This window comes from Massilia sp. CFBP 13721 (assembly GCF_014842025.1).
Lineage (GTDB): Bacteria > Pseudomonadota > Gammaproteobacteria > Burkholderiales > Burkholderiaceae_D > Telluria.
The window spans coordinates 122,992-144,267 of record NZ_JACYUY010000002.1; the positions used below are offsets into that span (position 1 = coordinate 122,992).

Genomic DNA, 21,276 nt, shown 5'->3' on the forward strand with positions numbered 1-21,276 from the left:
CACATATACGCAGCAAACGGCAAGATGGATTCAAATTATTTTCCTGCGGTGCGCAGTGGAGGTTGTGGTATTTTTATTAACAACATCACGACAGCCATGACCATGCCTCCATTAAAAAGCACACTGTGAGCAGCGCCGCATCACAAACCGATCCGGTGCAATTGCGGGCCTGGCTGCAGGCGGCGGGGCGGCGCGACCGCGGCGCGTTCCGCGCGCTCTACGACGCCAGTTCTCCCCGGCTGTATGGCCTGGCACTGCGCATTCTCGGCCGCCACGAACTGGCCGAAGAGGTGCTGCAAGAGAGTTTCGCGGCGATCTGGCAGCATGCGGGCGAATACGAGGGTGCACTGTCGGCACCGATGACCTGGATGACGACGATCGTGCGCAACCGCGCCTTCGACGTGCTGCGCCGCAGCCGCCACGAAGGCGACGATGCTGCGCTCGACAGCCGTGCGCTCGAGGCGCTGGCCGATGGCGCGGCGACGCCGGCCGACCGGCTGCAGATGAGCAGCGACGCGCAAGCGCTGGCCGACTGTATGGCGGCGCTGGAAGAGAAACACCGCGAAGTCGTCGGCATGGCCTTCTTCCACGACCTGTCGCACAACGACGTCGCGGCAAGGCTGACGCTGCCGCTTGGCACCGTCAAGACCTGGATCCGGCGCAGCCTGGCGCGCCTGCAATCCTGCCTGAGCGCACGGGGCGCCGCATGAACCTGCGCGGCAACCAGCCCTTGCGCGAGCGCCTGGCCGCCGAATATGTGCTCGGCACCCTGCGCGGCCACGCGCGGCGCCGTTTCGAAGGCCTGATGCATGGCGATGCCGCCTTGCGCCGGACCACGCATGAATGGCACGAGCGCCTTGGCGTGATGGCCGAATTCGCCGTACCGGTGACGCCGCCGCGGCGCATCTGGCGCGCGATCGAGAACCGCCTCGGCCTGCGGCCGGCTGCCCCGGCCTGGCAGCTCTGGCGCCATGGCGCGCTCGGCCTGTGGCGCGGCGTCGGCCTGGCCTCGTCGGCACTGGCCGCGCTGCTGCTGGTGGCGGTGCTGCTCGGGCGTCCCGACACAACGCCCATGAGCGACATCGCCAGCCTGACCGACGCCCAGGCCCGGCCCGCACTGGTGGTAACGGCCGACCGCGAACGGAGGCGCATGACGGTCAAGGTGGTGGCGAACGTGCCGCTCACGGCCCAACAGGCGCTGCAACTGTGGGCGGTACCACGCACCGGCAGACCGCGTTCGCTGGGCGTGCTGGGCGCCCGGCGCGAGCTGACGCTGCCGTTGCCCGCCGGTGCCATCGGCGCCGACGTGGCGGTACTGGCGGTCAGCCTCGAACCGGCCGGCGGCTCGCCGAGTCCCGACGGGCCGAGCGGGCCAATCCTCTATAAAGGCAGCTGGGTCCGGCTGATGTAGAAATCATGCTTGCGCCGCTGCTGCCTGGGCCGCTATTTGATGTACCATCGACCAATGGTCAAAAAAGCCCTGATTGTCGACGACTTGCCCTTCGACGTTGCGTTGACGCGCCGGGTATTGCAGGGCTGCGCCGCCGATCATGAAGTGGTCGTGGTCTCGGACGGCGAAGAAGCGCTGCGCGCACTGCGCCGGGCGCACGACTTCGACGTCGTCCTGCTCGACCTGAACCTGCCCAAGGTCGACGGCTTTGAAGTATTGAAGGCCATCGCCTCCACACCCTTCCTGTCCGACGTCCCCGTCATCGTCCTGTCGAGTTCGCGCAACGACAGCGACCGCGTGCGTACGCGTATGCTGGGTGCAGGAGAGTTCGTGGAAAAGGCGATCGATTACGCGGTGTTCAAGGCGGCGTTGACGCGGGCGCTGGCGCAGTCGGGGTTTGGGTGCGCGTGAGCGACACGCAAGTACGCATCAGGAAATCACGACTTTCTTTTATTGCGGATAGGCGCGACAGGTAGTTGGGCATCGCTGAATACGCGTTCTTGCGATTGTTCTGAATTGGGTTTTTGGTGTTCAGGGATTGCGTCAGGTTCAGCTGCCTCGCGCATGGCGCTGCGAAAACCCTCACGAAAAATTCTGCCGAAGTCATCCGACATCAGCACGGTTTCAAGCTCCTTGAACACTTCATTACGAATCGCACTGGCAGTCCAGGCGTCGATAGTAACAGTAGCCGGTTGCGCAAGCACGCCTGTCGACACCGCATCCGCGTGGGGCAATGCCGCAGCTATCTGCTGGCGCTTGATTGGAACAAATCCGACTTCCAACCCGAAGAACTGACCAATGCGATTCAGCGTCGCCACTGTCGGATTTCCCTGGCCAAGTTCGATCGCCTTGATGACGCGCGCGCTGACCTCGCGGTGGCGCGCAAAGTCTTCCTGCGTCATGCCTGAGATTGCGCGCATTTCGCGTACGCCTTCGGTCAGCGACAGCCTTGCCCCTGCAGCCGACTCCAGCAACTGGTTACGCCTTTCTCGGGCCTGGGCCTTGTCCATCGGTTTTCGTTTGCTCATGATGATCTCAGTGCCAGAAGTTGGGTGCGTTGCGCGGCAATGCTGGGCGTAACGAAATCGACGATATCTTCGTCGACGCCGGCTTCGCGCATGCAGTCCGCCAGGGTTGCCAGCTGTTCGCCGAAGCGTACCAGCGCCTCGACCAGTTGTGCACGCTCCTGCAGAGGCAGGGCCAGATGGGCCAGCACATCTTCCCAGCGTTGCAGCTCCTTGCCGGTTGCAGGGTGATACCAGCGCGCCGCGCGTGTGATGCCTTCCGGGTCAAGATACATCGGCGCAAAATCGAACAGGGGCGTAAGACGGGTGACGCCATCGACGGTCTGCACGGCCGTGTTGCGAGCATGGTTGTCGGGATTACGCATTGCCAGGTTGAGCACGTCGCGCCGGATGAATTCGATCGTCTCTTCCAGGGGCGCATCGACGACCTTGCGGATCGCCGCCAGCAAATCGAACTGATTGGCCTGGATGCCGAATCCGCCGAGACCGGCGATCGACGCGGCACTCTCCTGGTGAAAACGCAGAACACGGCCATTCTGTGCGCGCCGGTCGAAGCGCGGGATGAACAGCATGTCTTCGTGCAGGGACGGCAGGTCGAAACTTCGGATGCCGATGCGTTGCGCGACTTCCATGTAGCGCGCCTCGTTGCGCAGCACCTTGCGGTCAGCCTCGGAAGGCCCGCGCGGACGCTTGACGATGAAGTGACGCCGCGCCCCGCTATCGGTCAGCGCCCCGTCTGGATACCACTTCCCGTCATCTGCTTCGGTCAGCAGATATTTTGGAGCGACGCCCTGGATGCCCGTGCCGCCCGCCGCCAGCATACCGTGCACCATCATCGCTTCATGAAAGTCTGGCGCGCGCGCCAACAGTTCATCGAACGCGAAACCATCTGTGATCAGTCCGTGCCGCTCGACATGTCGTTCGAAGTAGTGCACCGCTTCGCGGATGCGCAGCCGTCCGATCGGATTGAAGGCGCCGGCGCAGAGCAGCGGCAGGTCAGATGCCTGCGCATCCGGAAGCTGCATGCGGTCCAGGAGAAACCTGCGCCCATTGCCCTGGGGTACCAAGTCATACAGGAAGGCTGGCCATGACTGCAGGACATGACGATCGGCGTTAACCGGGTAGGTCAGCGATACCGGAGGGGCGTCGCCGAACGCGTAATGAAGATCGTATTCGAACACACAGCCGTCTGCCCGAAAGCCGTTCTGTACCCTGTCTGGAAAGCTCACCTGTGCGGCTTCAAGCCATTGGCCTTCGTGAAATAGCTCGATGTGGCAGTCCATGGTCCGCTTTCACGCACGCTGATGCGCTTATGAATGAAATAAAGTGCATTAAAAGATACTGATAGAAGTATATCGCATCTTGAAGTGCATCAGCTGGAAACAAGATTGCGTCACTTGAACTCGCAGGCAGTGTCAGCCTGGTTGAAGGCTGCCAGTACGGCTAAGGCCTGATACACTATTTGACTGCTATGATTGCTGAGCTGCTAGACAGGTTTGACTAGCATCACTGGCGGGAGCGCCACGCTCATCATGCGGTGTTCAAGGCGGATTTGATGCGGGCGCTGGCGCAGTCGGGGTTTGGGGGGGCGTGAGACTCCACGCGTTACGCGGCTTATAAAAGCCGCTCAGTCAAATCCCCGCACCGGCAAATCCGCCCCACGCTGAATCCAGTTCCGCGCCGAATACACAGTCCCCGCATCCGTCGCATGCAAGGTAAACGCATGACGCGACACCGGCGACCGATTCGGCGCGCTGTAGTGCGGCAGCAGTCCATGAAAGCAAATCAGCGTCCCGGCCGCCGCTTCCAGCGGCACCGCGGTACTGTCGTCCGGCCACGGCGTCGCATCCAGCTTCTCCATCCTGATCGCATCGCCGTCGCGGATAAAACGCTCGCGCAAGGGGCCGCGGTGGCCGCCCGGTTCGGCCCACAGGCAGCCGTTGTCGATCGTCGCGTCTTCCAGCGCGAACCAGAAGGTGGTCACGCTGATCGGGTCGGTGTCGAAGAAGGTCGCGTCCTGGTGCCAGCGCACTTCGCCGCCGATGCCTGGTTGCTTGAAAATGTACATCGACTGATACACCTGCGGCTGCACCAGGCCGAGGTCGCGCGCCACCTGCGCCAGTTTCGGGTCGCGTGTAAAGGCGGAGAACACCGGGTCGAGGTCGTGCATCGCGTGGCCGATCTTGTTGATCGACAGCGCTTTCGGCTGGCGCAGCTGGCCGTCGGCGCCAAAGGCTTCTTCCTCGAAGAAGCAGCGTACCGTGTTGTCCGAGCCAAGGAACCAGGCGTCGCTGGCGCGTTCCTGGTCGCGCGTCGTAAAAATGGCGCGCGATTCGTTCGGGTCGAAAGCGTCGACGATGGCTTCGGCGCGCGCGCGCAGCGCGGCGATCTGCGCCGCGTCCTTGAAGCCGGGCAGGACGATGAAGCCGTCGCGGTCGTAGCCTGTGCGCTGTTCAGCCGTCAGCATGGGCGGGCCGCGTGGTGGCTGATGCAGCCGGCAAACTCGCGCCCACCAGCCGGAACAGGAAGACCGTGGTGCCGCCCTGCGAGCTGACTTCGATGGTGCCGTTGTGGGCGCGCGCGATCTGGTCGACGATGTACAGGCCGAGTCCCAAGCCTTCGCTGCCGGAACGCGAGGCGGCGCGCCAGTAAGGCTTGAACAGGCTGTCGATCACGGTTTGCGGCAGTTCGCGGCCGCCGTTGGCGACCGACAGCACGAATTCGCCGCCGATGGTCGCGGCCACGACCTGCACCGGCGCGTCGGCGCTGCCGTGCACCAGCGCGTTCTTCAGCAGGTTCGACAGCAGCTGGGCGAGGCGCTCGGGATCGCAGCGCAGGCGCAAGCCGGGGGTGATTTGCGCTTCGATCGCGCGCCCCGGATACAGCCCGCGCATTTCGTCGACCACCTGTTCGAGCGTGCCGTCGAGTGCAGCGTCGCGCAGGCGCATCGGGATGCCCGTGCCCATGCGGCCGCGCGTGAAATCGACCACGTCGTCCACCAGCGCCGCCATGCGCGTGGCGCTGCGGCGGATGCGCTCGACGACCGGGCGCGATTCGGGGTCGGGATGCTTCAGCGCCAGCAACTCGGTACCGAGCAGGATCGAACCGAGCGGGGTGCGCAGGTCGTGGCCGAGGACGGCGATGAACTGCTCGCGCAGTTCCGCCGTTTCGCGTTCGATCGAGAGGTCGGCACGCGCGGCGACGAGCTTGACGTCGGCATCGAGCTGCTTCGAGACCAGTTCTGCGAACAGGTGCATTGTCGAGGCGGTCGTGCTGTCGCTCAGGCGCGCCGGTTCCGGGTCGAGCCCGCACAGGGTGCCGAAATAACTGCCATCGGTGCGGAAGATGGGAATCGAGAAATAACTCTGGAAGCCGTAGATGCGCGGCGTGTGATGCTCGCGGTAGCGCTCGCTATCGCGCACGCAGTCGATGATGACGGCGCGCGCGCTGTCGCGCACTTCCTCGCAAAGTGTCGTTTTGACATCGAGCTGTCCGCCCGGCGCGAGGCCGAAACCAAGCTTGTCGAGCACGGCGCAGGCGATCCACGCCTCGTCGGTGACGTGCGCGATGCAGACAAAACGCAGCGCGGTCATGGCGGCGACCGTTTCAAGAATCTTCGGCACCGCGCTGATCGCCTGGATCTCGTCCACGCGCTTCAAAAGGTCCTCGTTCATTCCAATCCCACCTGTTTTATATGAATAATTGGCAACCCTGCGATGTTACCACTTGTCGTCGTCAAATTCATTAATTCAAGGACACCAGGCGCCATCCGCGTACACGCGTTCTGAGCCGAGATAGACGGCGTCCGTCACCACGAATACATCGATGTGGTAACGCGCATCCTTGCGTTTGAAACCCGATTTCGGATACACGCCATGCTTGGCGCCGAGCGAGAGGTGGATGCCGCACATGCGCTCGTAGGTGCCGATGTCGTCGACGCGGCGCTCGCGTGTAAAAGCGCGGTTCATGCCGAAGCCCAGTTCGCGCACCCAGACTTCGCCCTCGTCGGCGCGGATGATGTCGAGCACGCGCTGGAATTCGGGCGTGGCGTGTTCGGTAGCGACGACGCGGCCGCGCTCGACGACGATCGTCACCGGCACTTCTGGCCGATTGGACAGGTACGACGTATCGCCGAACACGTGGATCTGCGCGCGCCCGTTTACCGCTTCCAGGTCGAGCGCCTCGGTGAACACTTCGCCGATCGGGAACTGGCCACCGACGTTGTTCATCCCGCTGTAGTCGCCGATATTCAGTTTGGCCGGCTCGAAGCGCGAGGCGAACACCAGCTCCTCGCCACCCCCGCACACGCGCCCATGTGGCGCCGCATCGATACGGCCTTTGAGCGCGCGGCCGACGCCGCGGAAGTAGGCCGGATCATATTCCAGCGCCGCGATGTAGTGCTCGCCCTGGATGCCGGGCATGCGCGACAGGTGCACGTGCTCGACCACCTTCAGGCCCAGCTTGAACAGTTCGACGCGAATCCGGAACGCCTCCAACCTGAAATTGGTCGACTGCACCAGCACCACCAGGTCTTGCGGCTTCAACTGCCGAAAGCGCGCCAGCACCTCGGCGGCGTCGACGCTGTCGAAGTCGAGGAAGTCGGCGTCGGGCAGGTTGCGCCGGTAAGCTTCGACCAGCGCCCGGGAAAGGCCGGTACGCGTGTCGTAGACAACCAGTGCCTGGTGCGCGGGGCCGTGTTCGATGGCGACGGCGAGGATGTTGTCGAGGTGGGCGGCGGCGGCATCGATGGCGTGCGCCGGCAGGTCGGGCGTGGGGGCGAGGGTGGTCATGGGAAGCGTGCGCGAGTGGAGCGCACATTATACGGTCCTCCCCGCGGCGTCCCAAAGGCGCGGATGGCGCGCCCGGCAGTGCCGCGCGGCGCTACCGCCCGAACGGCGCGCCGCGAAGGTGCCGGGGCAGTTATTATTTAGACAGCAATGGCCACCCGCGGTACGTGGGTGACATGCATATCTAATCACGGCAAGACCGACGGCGGAGCACGATGGCAATTCAATGGGACACGCCGACCAGCACCTGGCTGGAAGACGAGACGAGCGGGCAATTCGCGCTGCAGGCCACGCAAGGCCTGGGCACGATCGACTGGCTGGCGCATGCACGCGGCCGGCTACCCGACGTCGCCCATCTGCTCGGCGCCTCGCTACCCGCTGCTTGCGCCTGCGCGCCGATCTACCCCGAAGGTTTTGCGTATTGCCCGACCTGCGGCGCCGCATTGGAGCGGCTGCAGGGGCGCCACCATCACCAGCCCGACTGGTGGGGCGCCCCCAGCGACCAGGCGCTGCCGCGCCACGTGCCACACGGCTTGCCGGTCACCTCGCTGGCGCTGGGCGACCGCCTGGAGGGGCGGCCGGCGGCGCCGCATCCGAACCGCGCCGAACTGGCGATGCCGGCGCCGCCCAACGCCCATTGCGAATTCATCGCCGGCAGCTACGGTTTTCCCGAACAGCGCCTGCTGGCGCTGGCCCCGGCGCGCGGCGTGCTGCAATACTGGGATCCGCTGGCCCAGTTGTGGCACGTGATGGGCGCCGAGGAAGCGGGCAACGAACTGCGCTTTTCCGGGGGCTGCTACAGCTGGCTGCCGGCGCTGAACCCGGCGCGCGGCGAAGTCGGCATCGTGCCGCTCGATACGGGTCTGTCGCGACTGTGGATCAATCCGGTCAACGAAAGCTACCGCCTCGAACTGCTGTTCGCCGGGCGCCTGGCCTCAAGTCCCGGCGTGATGCGGCGCCAGGTCGGCTGCCTGTACGTCGAAGACGGTGTGCTGCACCTGCTCGACGCCCAGCTCGACTTCGTCAACGGCACTACCTTCGATTGTCCCGGCGCCCCGACCTCTGGCTGGAAGCGTCCGATCGGCTACGACAACCGCCTGTTCTGGCTGCACGCCGAAGGGCAGCTGGTCTGGCGCCCGGGCGAGGCGCCGCGCTGGACGCCGTGGCCGCGCGGCTGGACGCCCAAGCTCGATTTCGGCGGGCCGACCCAGAGCCGCGACGGCCGCCTGTGGCACATCGGACACGACGGCCAGGCCTATTCCTTCCTCGAACTCGGGGCCGACAATCCACAGGTCGAACCGATCGACGGCGCGCGCCTGGGCTTTGCCAATTTCCTGTTCCGGCGCGGCCATCCGGTGCTCGACCAGCCCTGGTCGGCCGAGCACATCGAAGACGCGGTGGCCGACGACTCGCTGGTGCTGCCGCTGCTGCGCAGTTTTAACAACAACCGCGCCCAGCCGAGCGGCCTGGTGCTGCGCTTCCACGCCTACACCGGCCGCGCCGAGGAAGCGCTGGCCGGGCGAACGATCGCCAAGACCACGATCGAATGGATCGGCAAGCGTAACGTGATCCTCGACGAAGTCGCACGCCTGGCGCGCCCGCTCGACTGCACGCCGTTTGTCTACGACGGCGCGCTGTGGCTGCACCACCCGGACTGGAATACGGTGCGCGGCTGGCGCCTGGAAGTCGTGTCGTGACGGCGGCTTTTTTACGCGTCATTGCTGGCTTCCTGCTGCTGTGCGGCGGCGCTGCGGCATGGGCCACGCCGCATGTTTTCCTGGTCCAGAACTCGGGCTGGATGGAACCGTTCTACAGCGATCCGCAATCGCCCTTCAAGCCGCTGGTGACGGAACTCGCGCTGGCGGTGGCGCAGCCGGGCAACGCGCTGGTGCTGGCGGCGTTCAACCAGTCGCAGCCGAACGCGCCATCGCCGCGCGCACTGGTCTCGGCCACGGTCGGCAAGGACACGCGCGCCACCGTCACAAGTGCGCTGGCCGGCCTCGACACCGCCCGCAAAGCCGGCGGCGCACTGGCCGACACCGACCTCGGCGAAGCGGTAAGTGCCGCCATGACGCAGGCGCTGGGCGGCAAGGACGGCATCGTCTGGCTGGTTACCAACAACCGCAACAGCCCGAACAACGACCAGGCCACCAGCTTGCGCAACCGCGAGTTCTACCAGCTGATCCACAGCGGCGACAAGATCCGCACCGCGCTGGCTTTCCCGCTGCGCATGCCTGTCAAAGGCGCGCACTACACGGCCAACGGCTTGATGGTGTACGCGTTCGCAATCGGTGCGGATGGGGCGCGCGCCCTCGACGGTTTGCTGGCGTCGGGCGCGGTACGCCGGATCATCACCGAGCCGCCGGCGCGCCTGAAGCCGCTCGACCGCGATACCGTGCGCCTGGTGCCGCGCAAGGTCGAAAATGCGCCGGGCGTCACCTTCGCCATGGCGCAGAACGGCGTGCTGCGCGCCGATGTCGCGCCCAACGCCAGCGCGCCGAATGCGAAGATCGGCTGGCAGCTCGAGAACACGATGTACCCGTACACCATCGTCAGCGCCAGTCTGAGCGCGCGCTCGACGCTGGGCGGAGAGCAGCGCGCCGTTACGTTGGCTAGCCACCGCATCGATGCGCTGGCGCCAGGCAAGGCGCAGCCGCTCGGCTCGACCCTGCAGCTGCCGGTGGCGCAACTGCCCGGCAAGTGGTCGATGGCGGCGCTGAAATCCGCCGGCTCGGCCTATGTACTGCCGGGGACGATCGCGCTGCACCTGGCCGACCAGAAGCTGGCCTTGTCCCAAGGCTTCCGCGAGCGCATGGCGGAACTGTTCCCGGGCGACCCGCTGCCCGAGATTTTCACGCCGCCCGCGCAGGTGCAGGCATCGACCGCACTGCTGCCGATCGAAGTGCGCGTGCATTACGACAGCGGCCCGCTGCTGGCCGTGGGCGGCGGCTTGCTGGCGCTGCTGGCGGCCGGTGCCGCTGCCGCCTGGGGCTGGATGCGTCCGCGCCGCGCGCTCGTCACCGTCGAGGACGAGCAGCGTACGATGCGCGCGCGCACCGGCACGATTCAACCGATTTACGACAAGGCGGGCAATGAAGTGGCGCGCCTGAAGACCACCCTGTTCGGCCACCAGCTGATTGACCTGCGCGAAGGTGCGCAAGTCCGTCTCGGCCGCTGACCCCCAAGGAAAAAAACCATGCAAGCCCAAAACACCACCGCCCAGGCCGACCCTGGCTTCAAACTCCCCGCCGACAAGGCGGTGCCCGACGATCCGCTGCCGAAAACCACACCGGAAACGCCGACCGGCACGCTCGACGTGATGCCTGGCGCGCCGGCGCCGGCGACCGACACCTCCACGCGCGACGTCGCCATCGGAACCGGCGTGTTCCTGGTGCTGCTGGTGGTGTACTTCTTCGTTCGCAACGCCTATGTGCACCACCTGGTCGTGCGCCGCGTAGCGCCTTCGACCGCGGGCAGCGCCGGCTGGCTGCTGTTCGTCGGCCTCGCCTTCCTGTCGGCGGCGGTGGTACTGGCGATCATCAACGCCAGCAAATACCTGACCTTCGGCGTGACGGTGCCGCTGGTTGCGGTCGGACTGGGCGGCCTGGTCGCGGCGCTGTTCATCGGCCGCCGCTAAAGGAACAAGAACATGGCAGATATCCCGACTCTCGACCAGATCAACCGCAAGTCCGAACTGAAGGTCGACCTGCGCCCAACGCTGTTCATCGGCGCCGGCGGCACCGGCATGGAAGTCATGATGCGCATCCGCCGGCGCATCCTGTCCGCCGTCTGGAACCGGCACCACCCCACGCGGGTCGAATCGATCGCCGACTTCCCGGTGGCGCGCTTCCTCCACTTCGACCTCGATTCGAATTCCATCATCGACGAGGGTAAATCGCAGCGCACCGATCCCTGGTACGAACTGGTGAAACTCACCGACGAGGAACGGCTGGTCGAACCGCTCGACCTGCCGCAGTACCACGAGTCCGACGACAGCCTGGCGCGCTTCCCCTTGATCGAAAAATGGATGCCGCTGCGCCCGAAAAAACTGCGCTCGCTCGGCATCGACCCGTCGAAAGGGGCGGGCCAGATCCGCGCCGTGGCGCGGCTGTACCTGTTCGACAAATACCCCAAGCTGCGCGGGCGCATCAAGGGGGCGCTGAACTACCTGGGGAGTAACGCCGGCATCGAGCGCAAGGAAAATTACCAGCGCCTCGGATTGCAGGTCGATACCTCGAAGTTCCGCATCGTCGTCATCGCCTCGAATGCGGGCGGCACCGGCGCCGGCAGCGCGATCGACCTGGGCTGGATGGCAAAGGCCATCGCGCGCCAGGAAGTGGCGGACAGCCAGGTCGACCTGGTGATGTTCATGCCGTCGGGGTTTGCGAAGGCGAACAAGGAGCGTACCGAAGCGAATGCCTACGCCACCATGATGGAGCTGGAAACGACCATGCGCGACATGAACGCGCAAGTGAAATGGATGGACCCGGACAGCATCACCGGGCGCGGCGCGCCGTTCGACGACGTGTACTTCGTCGACACCGCCAACCTCGCCAACAAGGCCACCCACGACGTCAAGGACGTGTACCAGATGGTGGCCGACACCCTGTTCGAAGACTTCGCCTCGGCCGATTTCGCCAATCGCAAGCGCTCGGTGGCGGTCAACCAGCAGCAGCACAAGCTGGGGCCGTACAACCCGCGCGTGCCGGAAGCGCGCTTCGGCGACATGCGCCTGTCGTACTCGAAGGTGTATTCGGCATTCGGCCAGTCGGTGCTCGATACCCAGCAAAGCCTGCGCGACGATATCCGCGCGTATGAACTGGCGGCGCTGATGGTCAAGGAATTCTTTGGCCTGGTCGGACGCGACGGCGCCCTGGCGCGGCGTGCCGGCGACCAGGAGCGCGACGGCTTCATGCGCGAACACATGGACATGCGCGAGCTGCCTTTCGACGAATTCCCCGATTTTAAAAAGGGGACGGTGGACGTGGCGCCGTTCCAGGAATACGCGCTGACAGGTCTCCTGCTGCGCGACAAGGAAGGGCGCTCGCTGCTGGAACGCGTCGAAAGTAAAGTACAGCTCGAGATGGACCGCATCATGGCCGCCTTCGACGTGCCGCAGTGGAGAGAGCGCGTGGCCGAGCTGCTGCCGAACCTGGAGCGCGATGCGATCCGCGAAGCCGGCGCCAGCGCCGAGACCAGCGAAGACCGCATCAAGCGCCACACGATCGAACTCACCGGCGGCCTGAAGGCGCGCGTGCGCGAGCGCCTGTATGCGCTGCTCGACGACCGCAAGCAGGGCGGGCTCGAATTCGTGCTGTCGCTGCTGGAGCAAGTCAAATCGCGCCTGCTGCAGCGCGACCTGGCCAACGCCGAGCGCAACGGCCGCCGCTACCGCGACATCCGCGACGCGCTGCGCACGCGCCAGGTCGAGGAATCGCTGAACAACCTGTCGCAGGCGGCGGGACGCCTGTTCGGCAAGGATGCGCAGGCAAGGGAGGTGATGGCGCATTTGAAACGCGACATCGCCGATTACCTGCGCTTCCACATGCTGGCGGTGGCCGCCGGCCAGTCGATCGAGGTCATGCGCGGCATGTCGGCCTGGCTGGGCGAACCGCAATCGACCGACGAATACGGCAATGCCCAGTGGAGCGGCATCGCCGGCGAATTCCAGGAGGGACGGCGCCACGTGCAGGACATCCTGCGCGCCGTCGACGGCCGCATCAGCCAGCTGCGCGCCGACGCGCGCCAGGAACACGCTACGTACATCAAGCTGGCCGGCGACATGCAGCCGGCGCCGGTGCGCCTGACCGGCGACGTGAGCGCCTGGAGCGAGGAAGTACTGCTTGAATTCGGCGGCTCCGGCAAACTGTTCCCGCAGCTGGGCGACGAGCGTACGCGCGCGGAGCTGTTGCTAAAGCTGTTCCGCCGGGCGCAGACCCAGCTCTCGAACAGCGAGCTGCAAGGCGAACCGGTCGACCCGCTGCTCGAGCGCCTGAATGCGATGACGCCGCAGGAACGCCAGCGCATTTTCGCCGAATGGATCAGGAGCGCCATGCCTTGGGTGAACGCGCGCTTCTCCGCCGAGTTCACTCCGAATTCGGACCAATTTAAATGTTTTATTGGAGTGGGCGACGTCGGCGCCTGGCGCCGGATGGAAGGCGAGATCCGCGCAGCGATCCCGACCGGGTATTTTCATGGCGACCTGGTCTCGGTGGTGAACACCGGCATTCCCGGGCGCGCGACCTGCTACATCGAACTGTCGGGCTTCCCGATGACGGTCCTGCGCGGGCTGCCGACCTGGCGCGCCTCGTACCAGATCGAGAACCCGAAGATTCCGACCCACCTGCACTTCGACTCGACGCGCTTCCGCCATCCGATTTCTCCCTCGATGGACGAACTCAATCGCCTGGCCGACGATTACGAGTGGTTCCTGCAGGCGATCGCGCTCGGCGTGATCCGCAGGAAGGCGGACCAGGGCGACCGCGAAGCGGCCTTCCAGCCGCGCGGTCAATACCTGTTCGAAGTCGAGCCGGGTTCCGGCGAATGGCTGCAGATCGGGAACGAGTACGCGGTCCGCTCGAACGGCTTGCCGCCGTATTACCGCGAGCAGGTGATCGCGGCCGTGCGCAACCGCCAGGCCGCGCTTGGCCCGCACCAGTTGCTGCTGCTGGCGGCGCTGATGCGCCATTACCAGCAGCGCGTGTACGAGCCGCGCCTGGAGACCGACGAAACCGGCGCCCAGCTGCCGTCGCCGTCGCTGCCGAACATCACGGCGCGCCGGCTGTACGAAGCCTGGCTGCGGCGCGCGCAGGCGGCCGACGGCACGCTGTCGAATGCCGCGGTCGACGCCGCGCTGGCGGCAATTGCCTCCTGGAGCGACACCGTACCCGATTCGGCGCAGGACGCCTACAGCTGGGAAGTCGAGCGTCCGATCGACAAGCGCGTCGTGAAACCCGAGATCCTGGCGAGCGAGGCGCGGGCCGCGGCGGCGCTGGAAGTGCGTGCACTCGGTGTACAAGCGGCGGTGATTCCCGATCCGCTGCCGATGGCGCAGGCCGCTTCACAGCTTACCTATAAACTGTTCGTGGCGGGCGCCCAGCGCGGGCCATTCGGGGTTGGCGAGATCGCGCAGCAGTTGGCGCGCGGCGAGATCGACCTGTCCACGCGCGCCTGGAACATGGCGCAGGATCCGCGCTTCGGCAAGTGGGGGCTCGTCTCCGACATTCCCGGCCTGGGCGTCCAGGCGCCATCGATTCCCGATCCGGACGACGGCGTCCCGGATCCGCAATAACAGGGGAGGGCTGTGCAAGAGCAACTGATGGTCCGCTGCATCCAGGCCGCGTGCGGGCACGCATTGCCGCGGCGCGTACATTTTTGTCCGTATTGCGGGACCGCGCAGGAAGAGGCAAGGCCGGTGCCGCCGCCGGCGGTGCCTGTGCCGGCGGCGGCACCCGTGCAAGCGGCTGCACCTGCGCCCGTGCCGGCGGCCGCGCCCGTGGCGCCGGCCAGCGCCGCGCAGGAGCCGCCGGCGCGCGAGGCGATCGTCGTCACGGCCGCCATGAACGCTGCCGCCTCTGCCGCGGCCGTGACCGCCGCCGCTGCGGCCGCCCGCGCCGACGCGCAGGGCACGCCGCCTGCGGCGCCTCCTGAGAGAGCGCCGGCGCAACCGGCTGCACCAACGGCGGATAGTCGTGCCAATGCGAATACCCGGTTGCCGCCGGAGCCGCCACGGCGTCCACAGGGACCGCCGCCACGCAGCGGCCCCGCCGCGCCGCCGCAGCGCACACCGGTGCGCCTGCGTTGGTGGTTGCTGGCGCTGGCCGTGCTGTGGGTGGTCTGGCTGATTGCAAACCCGTCCAAGCGGCGCATCGACGCGCAGATGGACAAGGCGATCGCGCTGGCCGTCGAATGCAAACCGCGCGAGGCCCAGAGCGAACTGATCGCCCTGCGCGGCACCAAAGCCACGCCCGAGCAACTGCAGCGCGTGCAAAAGGCGCTCAACGACGCCAGCGGCGCCTGCACCCGCAAGCGCCAGCGCGACAAGGCCTGGCGCGAAACGAAAACGTCGGTCGAATCGGCACTGTCGGCCGCCTCGTACGAACGCGCCCGCACGCGCCTGCGCGCCTTTACCAAACGCTGGGGCGAGGACGACGCCACCCGCACCATGAAAGACAAGATCGAGGCGCGCTCACCCGAACATCCGCGCGCCGATGAGGTCGAAGGAAGGTGAGGCACCGCAGCAGCGGCGCTGGGTGTATGCTTTAGGAAACACGAACACAGGAGCGAAACATGAAGACGATGACCATGTTCGGTGCGCTGCTGGTCCTGGCCCTGGCCGCCGGCTGCACGCGCGACGAGGAAGCGGTGGGGCCGGCGCAAAAGGCCGGCAAGGCGATCGACGAGGCCGGCGAAAAGGTCGCCGACGGCCTGCGCGCCCCGATCGAAAAGGCGGATGAAGCAGCACAAAAACTGGCCGCCCGCGCCGAGGAAGAGCGCCGCCAACTCGCCGAACGCACCGAAGCCGCGCGCGAAAAAATCAAGGACGCCACCCAGGAAGCCGGCCGCGGCCTGGAAAAGGCGACCAGCAAGGTGGGAGAGAAGGTCGAGCAGGCCGGCGAAAAGATGCAGGAAGCTGCACGCTGAACTTGGCTGCTGCGGCTTTGTAGGGCGGGCGCCCCGTGCCCACGCGGACGCTTGCATCGCATTGACGCTTTCCAGGACGCCGCCCGGCGCTGTCATCGCCATTATTAAAAGCGTTTCGTCGGCGCGTCGTTCCGCGTGGGCACAGGGGCGCCTACCCTACATCATTCACACGGCCGCAACGCATACCGGGTATGCATGGGCACGAAAAACGGCCGTGGGCGGAGCCCACCCTACGCGCTCGCGCGCAAATCCGGATAGCCACCCGTCACGATCGACATATCGACAAACCCCGCACGCCAGGCCTGCTCCAGGTTCTGCTCGATTTCCTCCATCGAGGTCTGCCCGAAGTTGGTAAAGCCGCGCACGCCGTAGGCGCGGTTGCGGCCGTGGCCCTTGGCCATGTACAGGGCCATGTCGACCAGGTTGACGGCGCGCTCCCACGGCAGCGGCTGGCCGGCCGGGGCCAGCGGATACGGCGCGAAGCCGATCGACACGTTCACCGACAGCGTCGTGCCCTGGCAGGCGATGCTGGTGTCGCCGATGCCGTTCAGCAGGCGGCGCGCCACGTCGTCCAGGCCGCTCTTCGGGATCGACGGCAGGAAGGCGAGGAATTCCTCGCCGCCCCAGCGCACGATCATGTCGGTCTCGCGCAGGATCTCGCGCAGGCTTTCCGCGATCCTGATCAGCACCGCGTCGCCGACGCTGTGGCCCCAGGTGTCGTTGATGTGCTTGAAGTGATCGACGTCGAGCAGGAACAGCGCGCTGACCATCTCCTCGCCCGTGGTGCCGGCGCCGCGCTGGTCGCCCATGCGCTCAAGCATGCGGTCGCCACGCATGAATTCCTGGAAGTGGCGGCGGTTGTACAGGTTCGTCAGCGGGTCGCGCGCGCTCTGCTGCTTCAGTTCCTGGTTTTTCAGGAACAGTTGCGCGTTGGCGTGGCGCACCTTGCGGTACAGGAGGGCGACCACGAGCGAGGCCAGTGCGAACACGGCGGCCAGCAGCCACCACACGCGCTGCTGCAGGCGCCGGTTGTCGATCTCGACCGACTTGATCTCGTTCTCGCGCTCGAGCAGCACGATCTGGCGCTGCTTCTTGTCGGCGTCGTATTTTTCCTGCAGCTCGAGCATCGCCTTCTGGCGGCGCCGCTCGAACAGTTCGTTCGACAGGGTACGCTCGCGGTGATACGCCTGCACCGCGCCGGCATAGTCACCCGCCCGCTCGAGCGCCTCGCCGTATTCGGCCAGCACCGTCTGCAGTTCGGGCTTGTCGCCGCTTTTTTCATACGAGGCCAGGCCCGCTTCGAAACTGCGCTTGCCTTCGGTCAGGTTTCCGGTCGACAGGAATGCCTGTCCCAGGTTCACCCGTGCCGTGGCCAGCGCCACCTCGTCGTTGATTTTCCCGGCAGCCGCGATCGCCTGCACCGAATACGACTTTGCGTTGCGGTAGTCGCCCATCTTCAGGTAGCAGTCGGCCAGGTTGACCAGCGAGCGCACCACCAGCGACTGGGCGCCGATCTGGCGCTGCAGTTCGAGCGCCATCGTCTGCGCCTTCAGCGCGCGCGGCATTTGGCCGGTATCGACCGCGAGGCCATATTCGGTGGCCTTGAGCGTCGCCATGCGGCCAGGGGAATTGGTCTTGCCGGCGGCCTCGGTCGCTTCGGCCAGGGCTTCGAAGCCCTTGTCGTGCTCGCGCGTCTGGCCATACAGGCGCGCCAGCGAGTTGAGCACCATGACCAGGTGGACCGGTCCGCCATGCTGGCGGGCATACGTCAGCACCGCCTGGGTCTTTTCCAGCGCCAGGAAAAAATTGCCGTCTTCGGCGTACGACTCGGCCGAGGACACACCGACGCGCACACGCAGTTCGACGTCGTCGGTCGTCAAGGCCAGGCGTTCCGCTTCCCAGATCAGCGCATGCGACACGGCCAGCTCTTTTTGCCGGTACTTGATATAACCCTTGGACATCAGGCCCTTGGCCAGCGCGCCATTGTCGTTGGCCTGGCGGCCGAACGCGATCAGCTCGTCGCAGGTGGCCAGCGCCTTGTCGAGCCGGCCGACACCCATGTAGGCGACGCACAGCTGGGCCAGCATCTCGCCCTTGTCCGCGACCGTGGCCACGCGCGCTTCGTGCTCGACGCCGAGCAGCATCGGCAGCGCGCGTTCGGGAATGAAACGGTTGATTTCGCGGATCCCAGCCAGGCGCTCGGCGAGCGGTGCGGCGGTTTGTCCCCAGGCGCAGGAGGAGGCCAGCAATAACGAAGCCAGCAGCGTCGCGGTGCGACGGCGTGGCTGTCTGAACGTGCGTGCTGCTGGCATAGATGGTCTCTCGAGGATGGTCGGTTTAGCGTCATGACGCGCGCCCATCTGCCATTATATTCTTGTTGCAGAACAGAAATATCAATTTTTTTGAATGGATATCGCAAAAAAGCGACGGCGAAACCACAATATTGACCTTAGATCATTGCTGTTCATTAAACATATAAGCGGCTTCCCAAAACTTCGCTACCTGCCGGCCCGTCATGCACCATTGGCCCTTGCAACCGCCACCTGCCGGCATGTTAAGCTGGGCAACTATATAAAAAGGGCAAGTCCATGGACGGATTGGTGAAGACCGGGATTGCGGGCCTCGACGAGGTACTGCATGGCGGCATTCCACGCAATAACAACCTGATCGTCGAGGGGCCGCCGGGTTCGGGCAAGACCACGTTCGGCCTGGGTTTCATTTACCACGGTGCGCTCGACTACGACGAACCGGGCGCGATTGTCTCGTTCGAGCTCGATCCGGCCAAGCTGCTGCGCGACGCGGCCGGCTTCAACTGGGACTTGCAGGGCATGATCGACGCGGGCAAGATCAAGATCATCCAGACCAGCCCGGCCGTTTTGCTGAGCGAGTTCCGCAGCGATGATGGCGCTTTTGCCGCTTCGCTGCTGGCAATGGGGGCAAAACGCCTGTTGATCGACGGCCTGACGCCGCTGCGCCTGCATGCGGAGGTGCACGACATGCCTTTCCGCGAAGACGTGCACCTGTTGATCGAAGGCCTGACAAGGCTGGGCGTAACCACCATGGTCACCGCTGAACGGGACGAGTCGCTGGGCGGCGTGCTGGCGCACGAGCGCTTCGTGTTCGATACCATCATCTCGCTCACGCGCGAAGAAACGCGCCGCCGCGTGCAGCGCCGCCTGGCGGTGATGAAGTCGCGCGGCCAGGATTTCATCGGTGGCAGCCATACGATGCGCATCGAAGCGGGAACGGGCGTGCACGTCTACCGCCGCGCCCAGTCGCGACCACTCGGCACGATCGTGCAACCGACCTCGGAGGAGCGCTTGTCGATTGGTTCGGCGGCCATCGACAAGATGATGGACGGCGGCCTGTATAAAGGTTCGGTCACGCTCGTGGGGGGCATTTCCGGCACCGGCAAGACGGTGCTGAGCGTGCAATTCCTGTCGAATGCGATCCGGGACGGCCACAAGACGCTGCTGGTGAGCCTGGACGAGCATCCGGCCCAGTTGATGCGCAATGCCAGATCGCTCGGCTTCGACCTGCAGGCCCTGGTCGATGCAGGTGATATGTTCATCTACTACGAGTCACCGCTGGAACTGGAACTCGATGTCCACTTCGACCGCCTCGTCAAGCTGGTCGAGGAACACGGTATCGACTGTGTGGTGTTCGATTCGATCGCCGTCTACGAGATGACCAGCCGCGGCGAGGTGGCCGATTACCTGTATGCGCTGGCGACGTATTTCAAGAACCGCCTGGCGACGACGCTGTTCAATTACGAAAGCCCGGAACTGCTGGGCGTGTCGCAGATCAGTGAAGAACTCAAGGGTTCGCACCTGGTCGACAATATCGTCCTGTTGAACTACGTGGAAGTGTCGACAGTCCTACGGCGCGCGATCGCAGTGCCGAAAGTACGTGGCAGCCGCAACCTGCAAATCACGCGAGAATACACCATCGGCGTGGGCGGCTTGCTGCTGGTTGACGAGGAAGAGAGTGCCCAGTCCGGCGCTGTGCCGCAACTGCCGTTCTCCTCCTATTACGGCTTGCTGTCGCGCTCCCCATCGCGCCAGAGTCCGCTCATCGAGGAAGCCGTCGCCAAGGGCGCACCGCTGCCTGCATCGGCGGGCCTGCTGACCGAAAAGCCAGAGTGATTACCGCTACGCTGCCGGCCACATTACCCCCCGACTGGGACGACTGGGACACACCGCTGACGCAGTTTGCGGCGGCGACTGGCCTGGTCATATCCGTGTTCGATACCGATGGCGTGCGCCGCATCGGGCCGCGCACCGGCTCGCGCCTGGCCAGCCTGCTGGCCAGCTCCAGCCTGTGGCATGAGGACGGCGCCGGCACGGCGCTCGAACGCGGACTAGTGGAATCGAGCTGCGCCGACGGTCAGGCTGCCTCGGCACAGTTCGGCGGCCTGCGCGTCTGTTCGCTGCCCTTGCTGCTGCGCGGCCGGGTCTACGGCATCGTGGTATTCGGCTGGCGCTTCGGCGATTTCAGTTCGCCGCTCGAGTGCGAACGCATCGCCAGGCAGATCGGGCTGCCGGGCCACCGCCTGTGGAACGAGGCGCGGCTGGATGCACCGGTGTCCGAGGGGCGCATGGCCACGTATACGGCCTTGTTGTCCACACTCGCCAATACGCTCGACCGGCAGCGCGAAATGATCGACGACCTGACGCGTGTGAGCCGTACGCGCGAACTGTTCCTCGCCACCGTGTCGCACGAAATGCGCACGCCGCTGTCGGCACTGTCGCTGCGCATCGACCTGATGCTGCGCACCATGCCCGACCTGCCGCCGCAAGTCGCCAGCGGCCTCGAAGCGATGCGCGTGCACGTGCGCCAGGAAGCGGGCATGGTCGACGACCTGATCGACGCGGCGCGCACCCTGACCGGCCAGATGTCGGTAACGCGAACCCCGGTCCTGCTGGGCCAGGTGCTACGGGACGCCATCTCGACCGTGGAAACCTTCGCCCACACCAAGCACATCTCGATTCAAGTCACGCCGAGCGATTATGGCGACCGCATCCGCCTGGACGCGGACGCCCGCCGTTTGCAGCAGGTGATCTGGAATTTGCTGTTCAACGCGACCAAATTCACGCCCGAGGACGGCGTCATCCGCATCACGATCGGGCGCATCGACGGCATGGTGGCGATCGATATCGCCGATTCGGGCCAAGGCATCGAACCGGACGACTTGCCCCACGTGTTCGGCGCTTTTACCCTCCAACAGCACAATAACGCCGCCGGCCTCGGGCTGGGACTGTACATCGCCCGCCGCATCGTGGAACTGCACGAGGGGACGCTCAGCGTCAGTAGTGCGGGGCGCGGGCAAGGCGCGACTTTTGCCATCCGCTTGCCTGCCTCCGGATAAAAG

At 65.5% G+C, this 21,276-nt stretch carries 17 protein-coding genes; 11 read left to right on the plus strand and 6 right to left on the minus strand.

Annotated elements, in window-relative coordinates; translation table 11 throughout:
- The first annotated feature begins 125 nt into the window (after positions 1 to 125).
- From IFT60_RS02160 to IFT60_RS02170, 3 genes are read left to right on the plus strand one after another with little or no spacing between them, the layout of a single operon-like run.
- The gene (locus IFT60_RS02160) at positions 126 to 710 is read left to right on the plus strand and encodes a sigma-70 family RNA polymerase sigma factor (protein ID WP_192049020.1); all 585 of its coding nucleotides are present in this window, start codon (positions 126 to 128) and stop codon (positions 708 to 710) included.
- Entirely contained in the window at positions 707 to 1,411 is a 705-nt protein-coding gene (locus IFT60_RS02165; protein ID WP_192049022.1) for an anti-sigma factor, read from the plus strand. The genes IFT60_RS02160 and IFT60_RS02165 overlap by 4 nt, the downstream gene beginning before the upstream one ends.
- A 54-nt stretch (positions 1,412 to 1,465) precedes the next feature.
- Positions 1,466 to 1,861 carry a response regulator gene (locus IFT60_RS02170; RefSeq protein WP_192049024.1) on the plus strand — a complete coding sequence of 132 codons (396 nt, stop codon included), beginning with the start codon at positions 1,466 to 1,468 and terminating at the stop codon, positions 1,859 to 1,861.
- A 26-nt stretch (positions 1,862 to 1,887) separates the two neighbouring features.
- Here IFT60_RS02170 and IFT60_RS02175 read toward each other — a convergent pair whose 3' ends face one another.
- The 5 genes from IFT60_RS02175 to IFT60_RS02195 form a co-directional block, all read right to left on the minus strand.
- Positions 1,888 to 2,478, minus strand: a complete 591-nt coding sequence (locus IFT60_RS02175) for a helix-turn-helix transcriptional regulator (RefSeq protein WP_192049027.1) — start codon at positions 2,476 to 2,478, stop codon at positions 1,888 to 1,890.
- Positions 2,475 to 3,758 carry a type II toxin-antitoxin system HipA family toxin gene (locus tag IFT60_RS02180; protein WP_192049029.1) on the minus strand — a complete coding sequence of 428 codons (1,284 nt, stop codon included), beginning with the start codon at positions 3,756 to 3,758 and terminating at the stop codon, positions 2,475 to 2,477. Before IFT60_RS02180 ends, IFT60_RS02175 begins: the two co-directional genes overlap by 4 nt.
- A gap of 344 nt (positions 3,759 to 4,102) precedes the next feature.
- Positions 4,103 to 4,942 (minus strand): phytanoyl-CoA dioxygenase family protein, encoded by an 840-nt coding sequence (locus IFT60_RS02185; protein WP_192049031.1) that lies wholly within the window; start codon positions 4,940 to 4,942, stop codon positions 4,103 to 4,105.
- Positions 4,929 to 6,149 (minus strand): sensor histidine kinase, encoded by a 1,221-nt coding sequence (locus IFT60_RS02190; protein WP_192049033.1) that lies wholly within the window; start codon positions 6,147 to 6,149, stop codon positions 4,929 to 4,931. Before IFT60_RS02190 ends, IFT60_RS02185 begins: the two co-directional genes overlap by 14 nt.
- A gap of 75 nt (positions 6,150 to 6,224) precedes the next feature.
- Positions 6,225 to 7,265, minus strand: coding sequence for a M29 family metallopeptidase (locus IFT60_RS02195; RefSeq protein WP_192049036.1), 1,041 nt, complete (start codon positions 7,263 to 7,265; stop codon positions 6,225 to 6,227).
- A 212-nt stretch (positions 7,266 to 7,477) separates the two neighbouring features.
- Between IFT60_RS02195 and IFT60_RS02200 the strand changes: the two genes are divergently transcribed.
- The 6 genes from IFT60_RS02200 to IFT60_RS02225 all read left to right on the plus strand — a co-directional run bounded on the left by IFT60_RS02200 (position 7,478) and on the right by IFT60_RS02225 (position 15,905).
- A complete protein-coding gene (locus IFT60_RS02200; RefSeq protein ID WP_192049038.1) occupies positions 7,478 to 8,959 on the plus strand; it encodes a hypothetical protein in 1,482 nt (493 codons plus the stop codon).
- Entirely contained in the window at positions 8,956 to 10,440 is a 1,485-nt protein-coding gene (locus tag IFT60_RS02205; RefSeq protein WP_374000667.1) for a hypothetical protein, read from the plus strand. The genes IFT60_RS02200 and IFT60_RS02205 overlap by 4 nt, the downstream gene beginning before the upstream one ends.
- An 18-nt stretch (positions 10,441 to 10,458) precedes the next feature.
- Entirely contained in the window at positions 10,459 to 10,899 is a 441-nt protein-coding gene (locus IFT60_RS02210) for a hypothetical protein (protein WP_192049040.1), read from the plus strand.
- Between the two features lie 12 nt (positions 10,900 to 10,911).
- Positions 10,912 to 14,553, plus strand: coding sequence for a tubulin-like doman-containing protein (locus IFT60_RS02215; protein WP_192049042.1), 3,642 nt, complete (start codon positions 10,912 to 10,914; stop codon positions 14,551 to 14,553).
- A gap of 162 nt (positions 14,554 to 14,715) precedes the next feature.
- Positions 14,716 to 15,492 carry a hypothetical protein gene (locus IFT60_RS02220; protein ID WP_192049044.1) on the plus strand — a complete coding sequence of 259 codons (777 nt, stop codon included), beginning with the start codon at positions 14,716 to 14,718 and terminating at the stop codon, positions 15,490 to 15,492.
- A gap of 59 nt (positions 15,493 to 15,551) precedes the next feature.
- Positions 15,552 to 15,905: a hypothetical protein gene (locus IFT60_RS02225; RefSeq protein WP_229510652.1), complete on the plus strand. Its 354-nt coding sequence runs from the start codon at positions 15,552 to 15,554 to the stop codon at positions 15,903 to 15,905.
- A gap of 230 nt (positions 15,906 to 16,135) precedes the next feature.
- On the opposite strand, the gene IFT60_RS02230 is transcribed toward IFT60_RS02225, so the two are convergent.
- Positions 16,136 to 18,217 (minus strand): tetratricopeptide repeat-containing diguanylate cyclase, encoded by a 2,082-nt coding sequence (locus IFT60_RS02230; RefSeq protein ID WP_192049046.1) that lies wholly within the window; start codon positions 18,215 to 18,217, stop codon positions 16,136 to 16,138.
- A gap of 276 nt (positions 18,218 to 18,493) precedes the next feature.
- Between IFT60_RS02230 and IFT60_RS02235 the strand changes: the two genes are divergently transcribed.
- Together IFT60_RS02235 and IFT60_RS27010 are read left to right on the plus strand one after the other, a co-directional pair.
- Complete coding sequence (locus tag IFT60_RS02235) at positions 18,494 to 20,050, plus strand: ATPase domain-containing protein (protein WP_192049048.1); 1,557 nt, start codon at positions 18,494 to 18,496, stop codon at positions 20,048 to 20,050.
- Positions 20,047 to 21,273: a sensor histidine kinase gene (locus IFT60_RS27010; RefSeq protein ID WP_192049051.1), complete on the plus strand. Its 1,227-nt coding sequence runs from the start codon at positions 20,047 to 20,049 to the stop codon at positions 21,271 to 21,273. Before IFT60_RS02235 ends, IFT60_RS27010 begins: the two co-directional genes overlap by 4 nt.
- Positions 21,274 to 21,276: the final 3 nt, after the last annotated feature.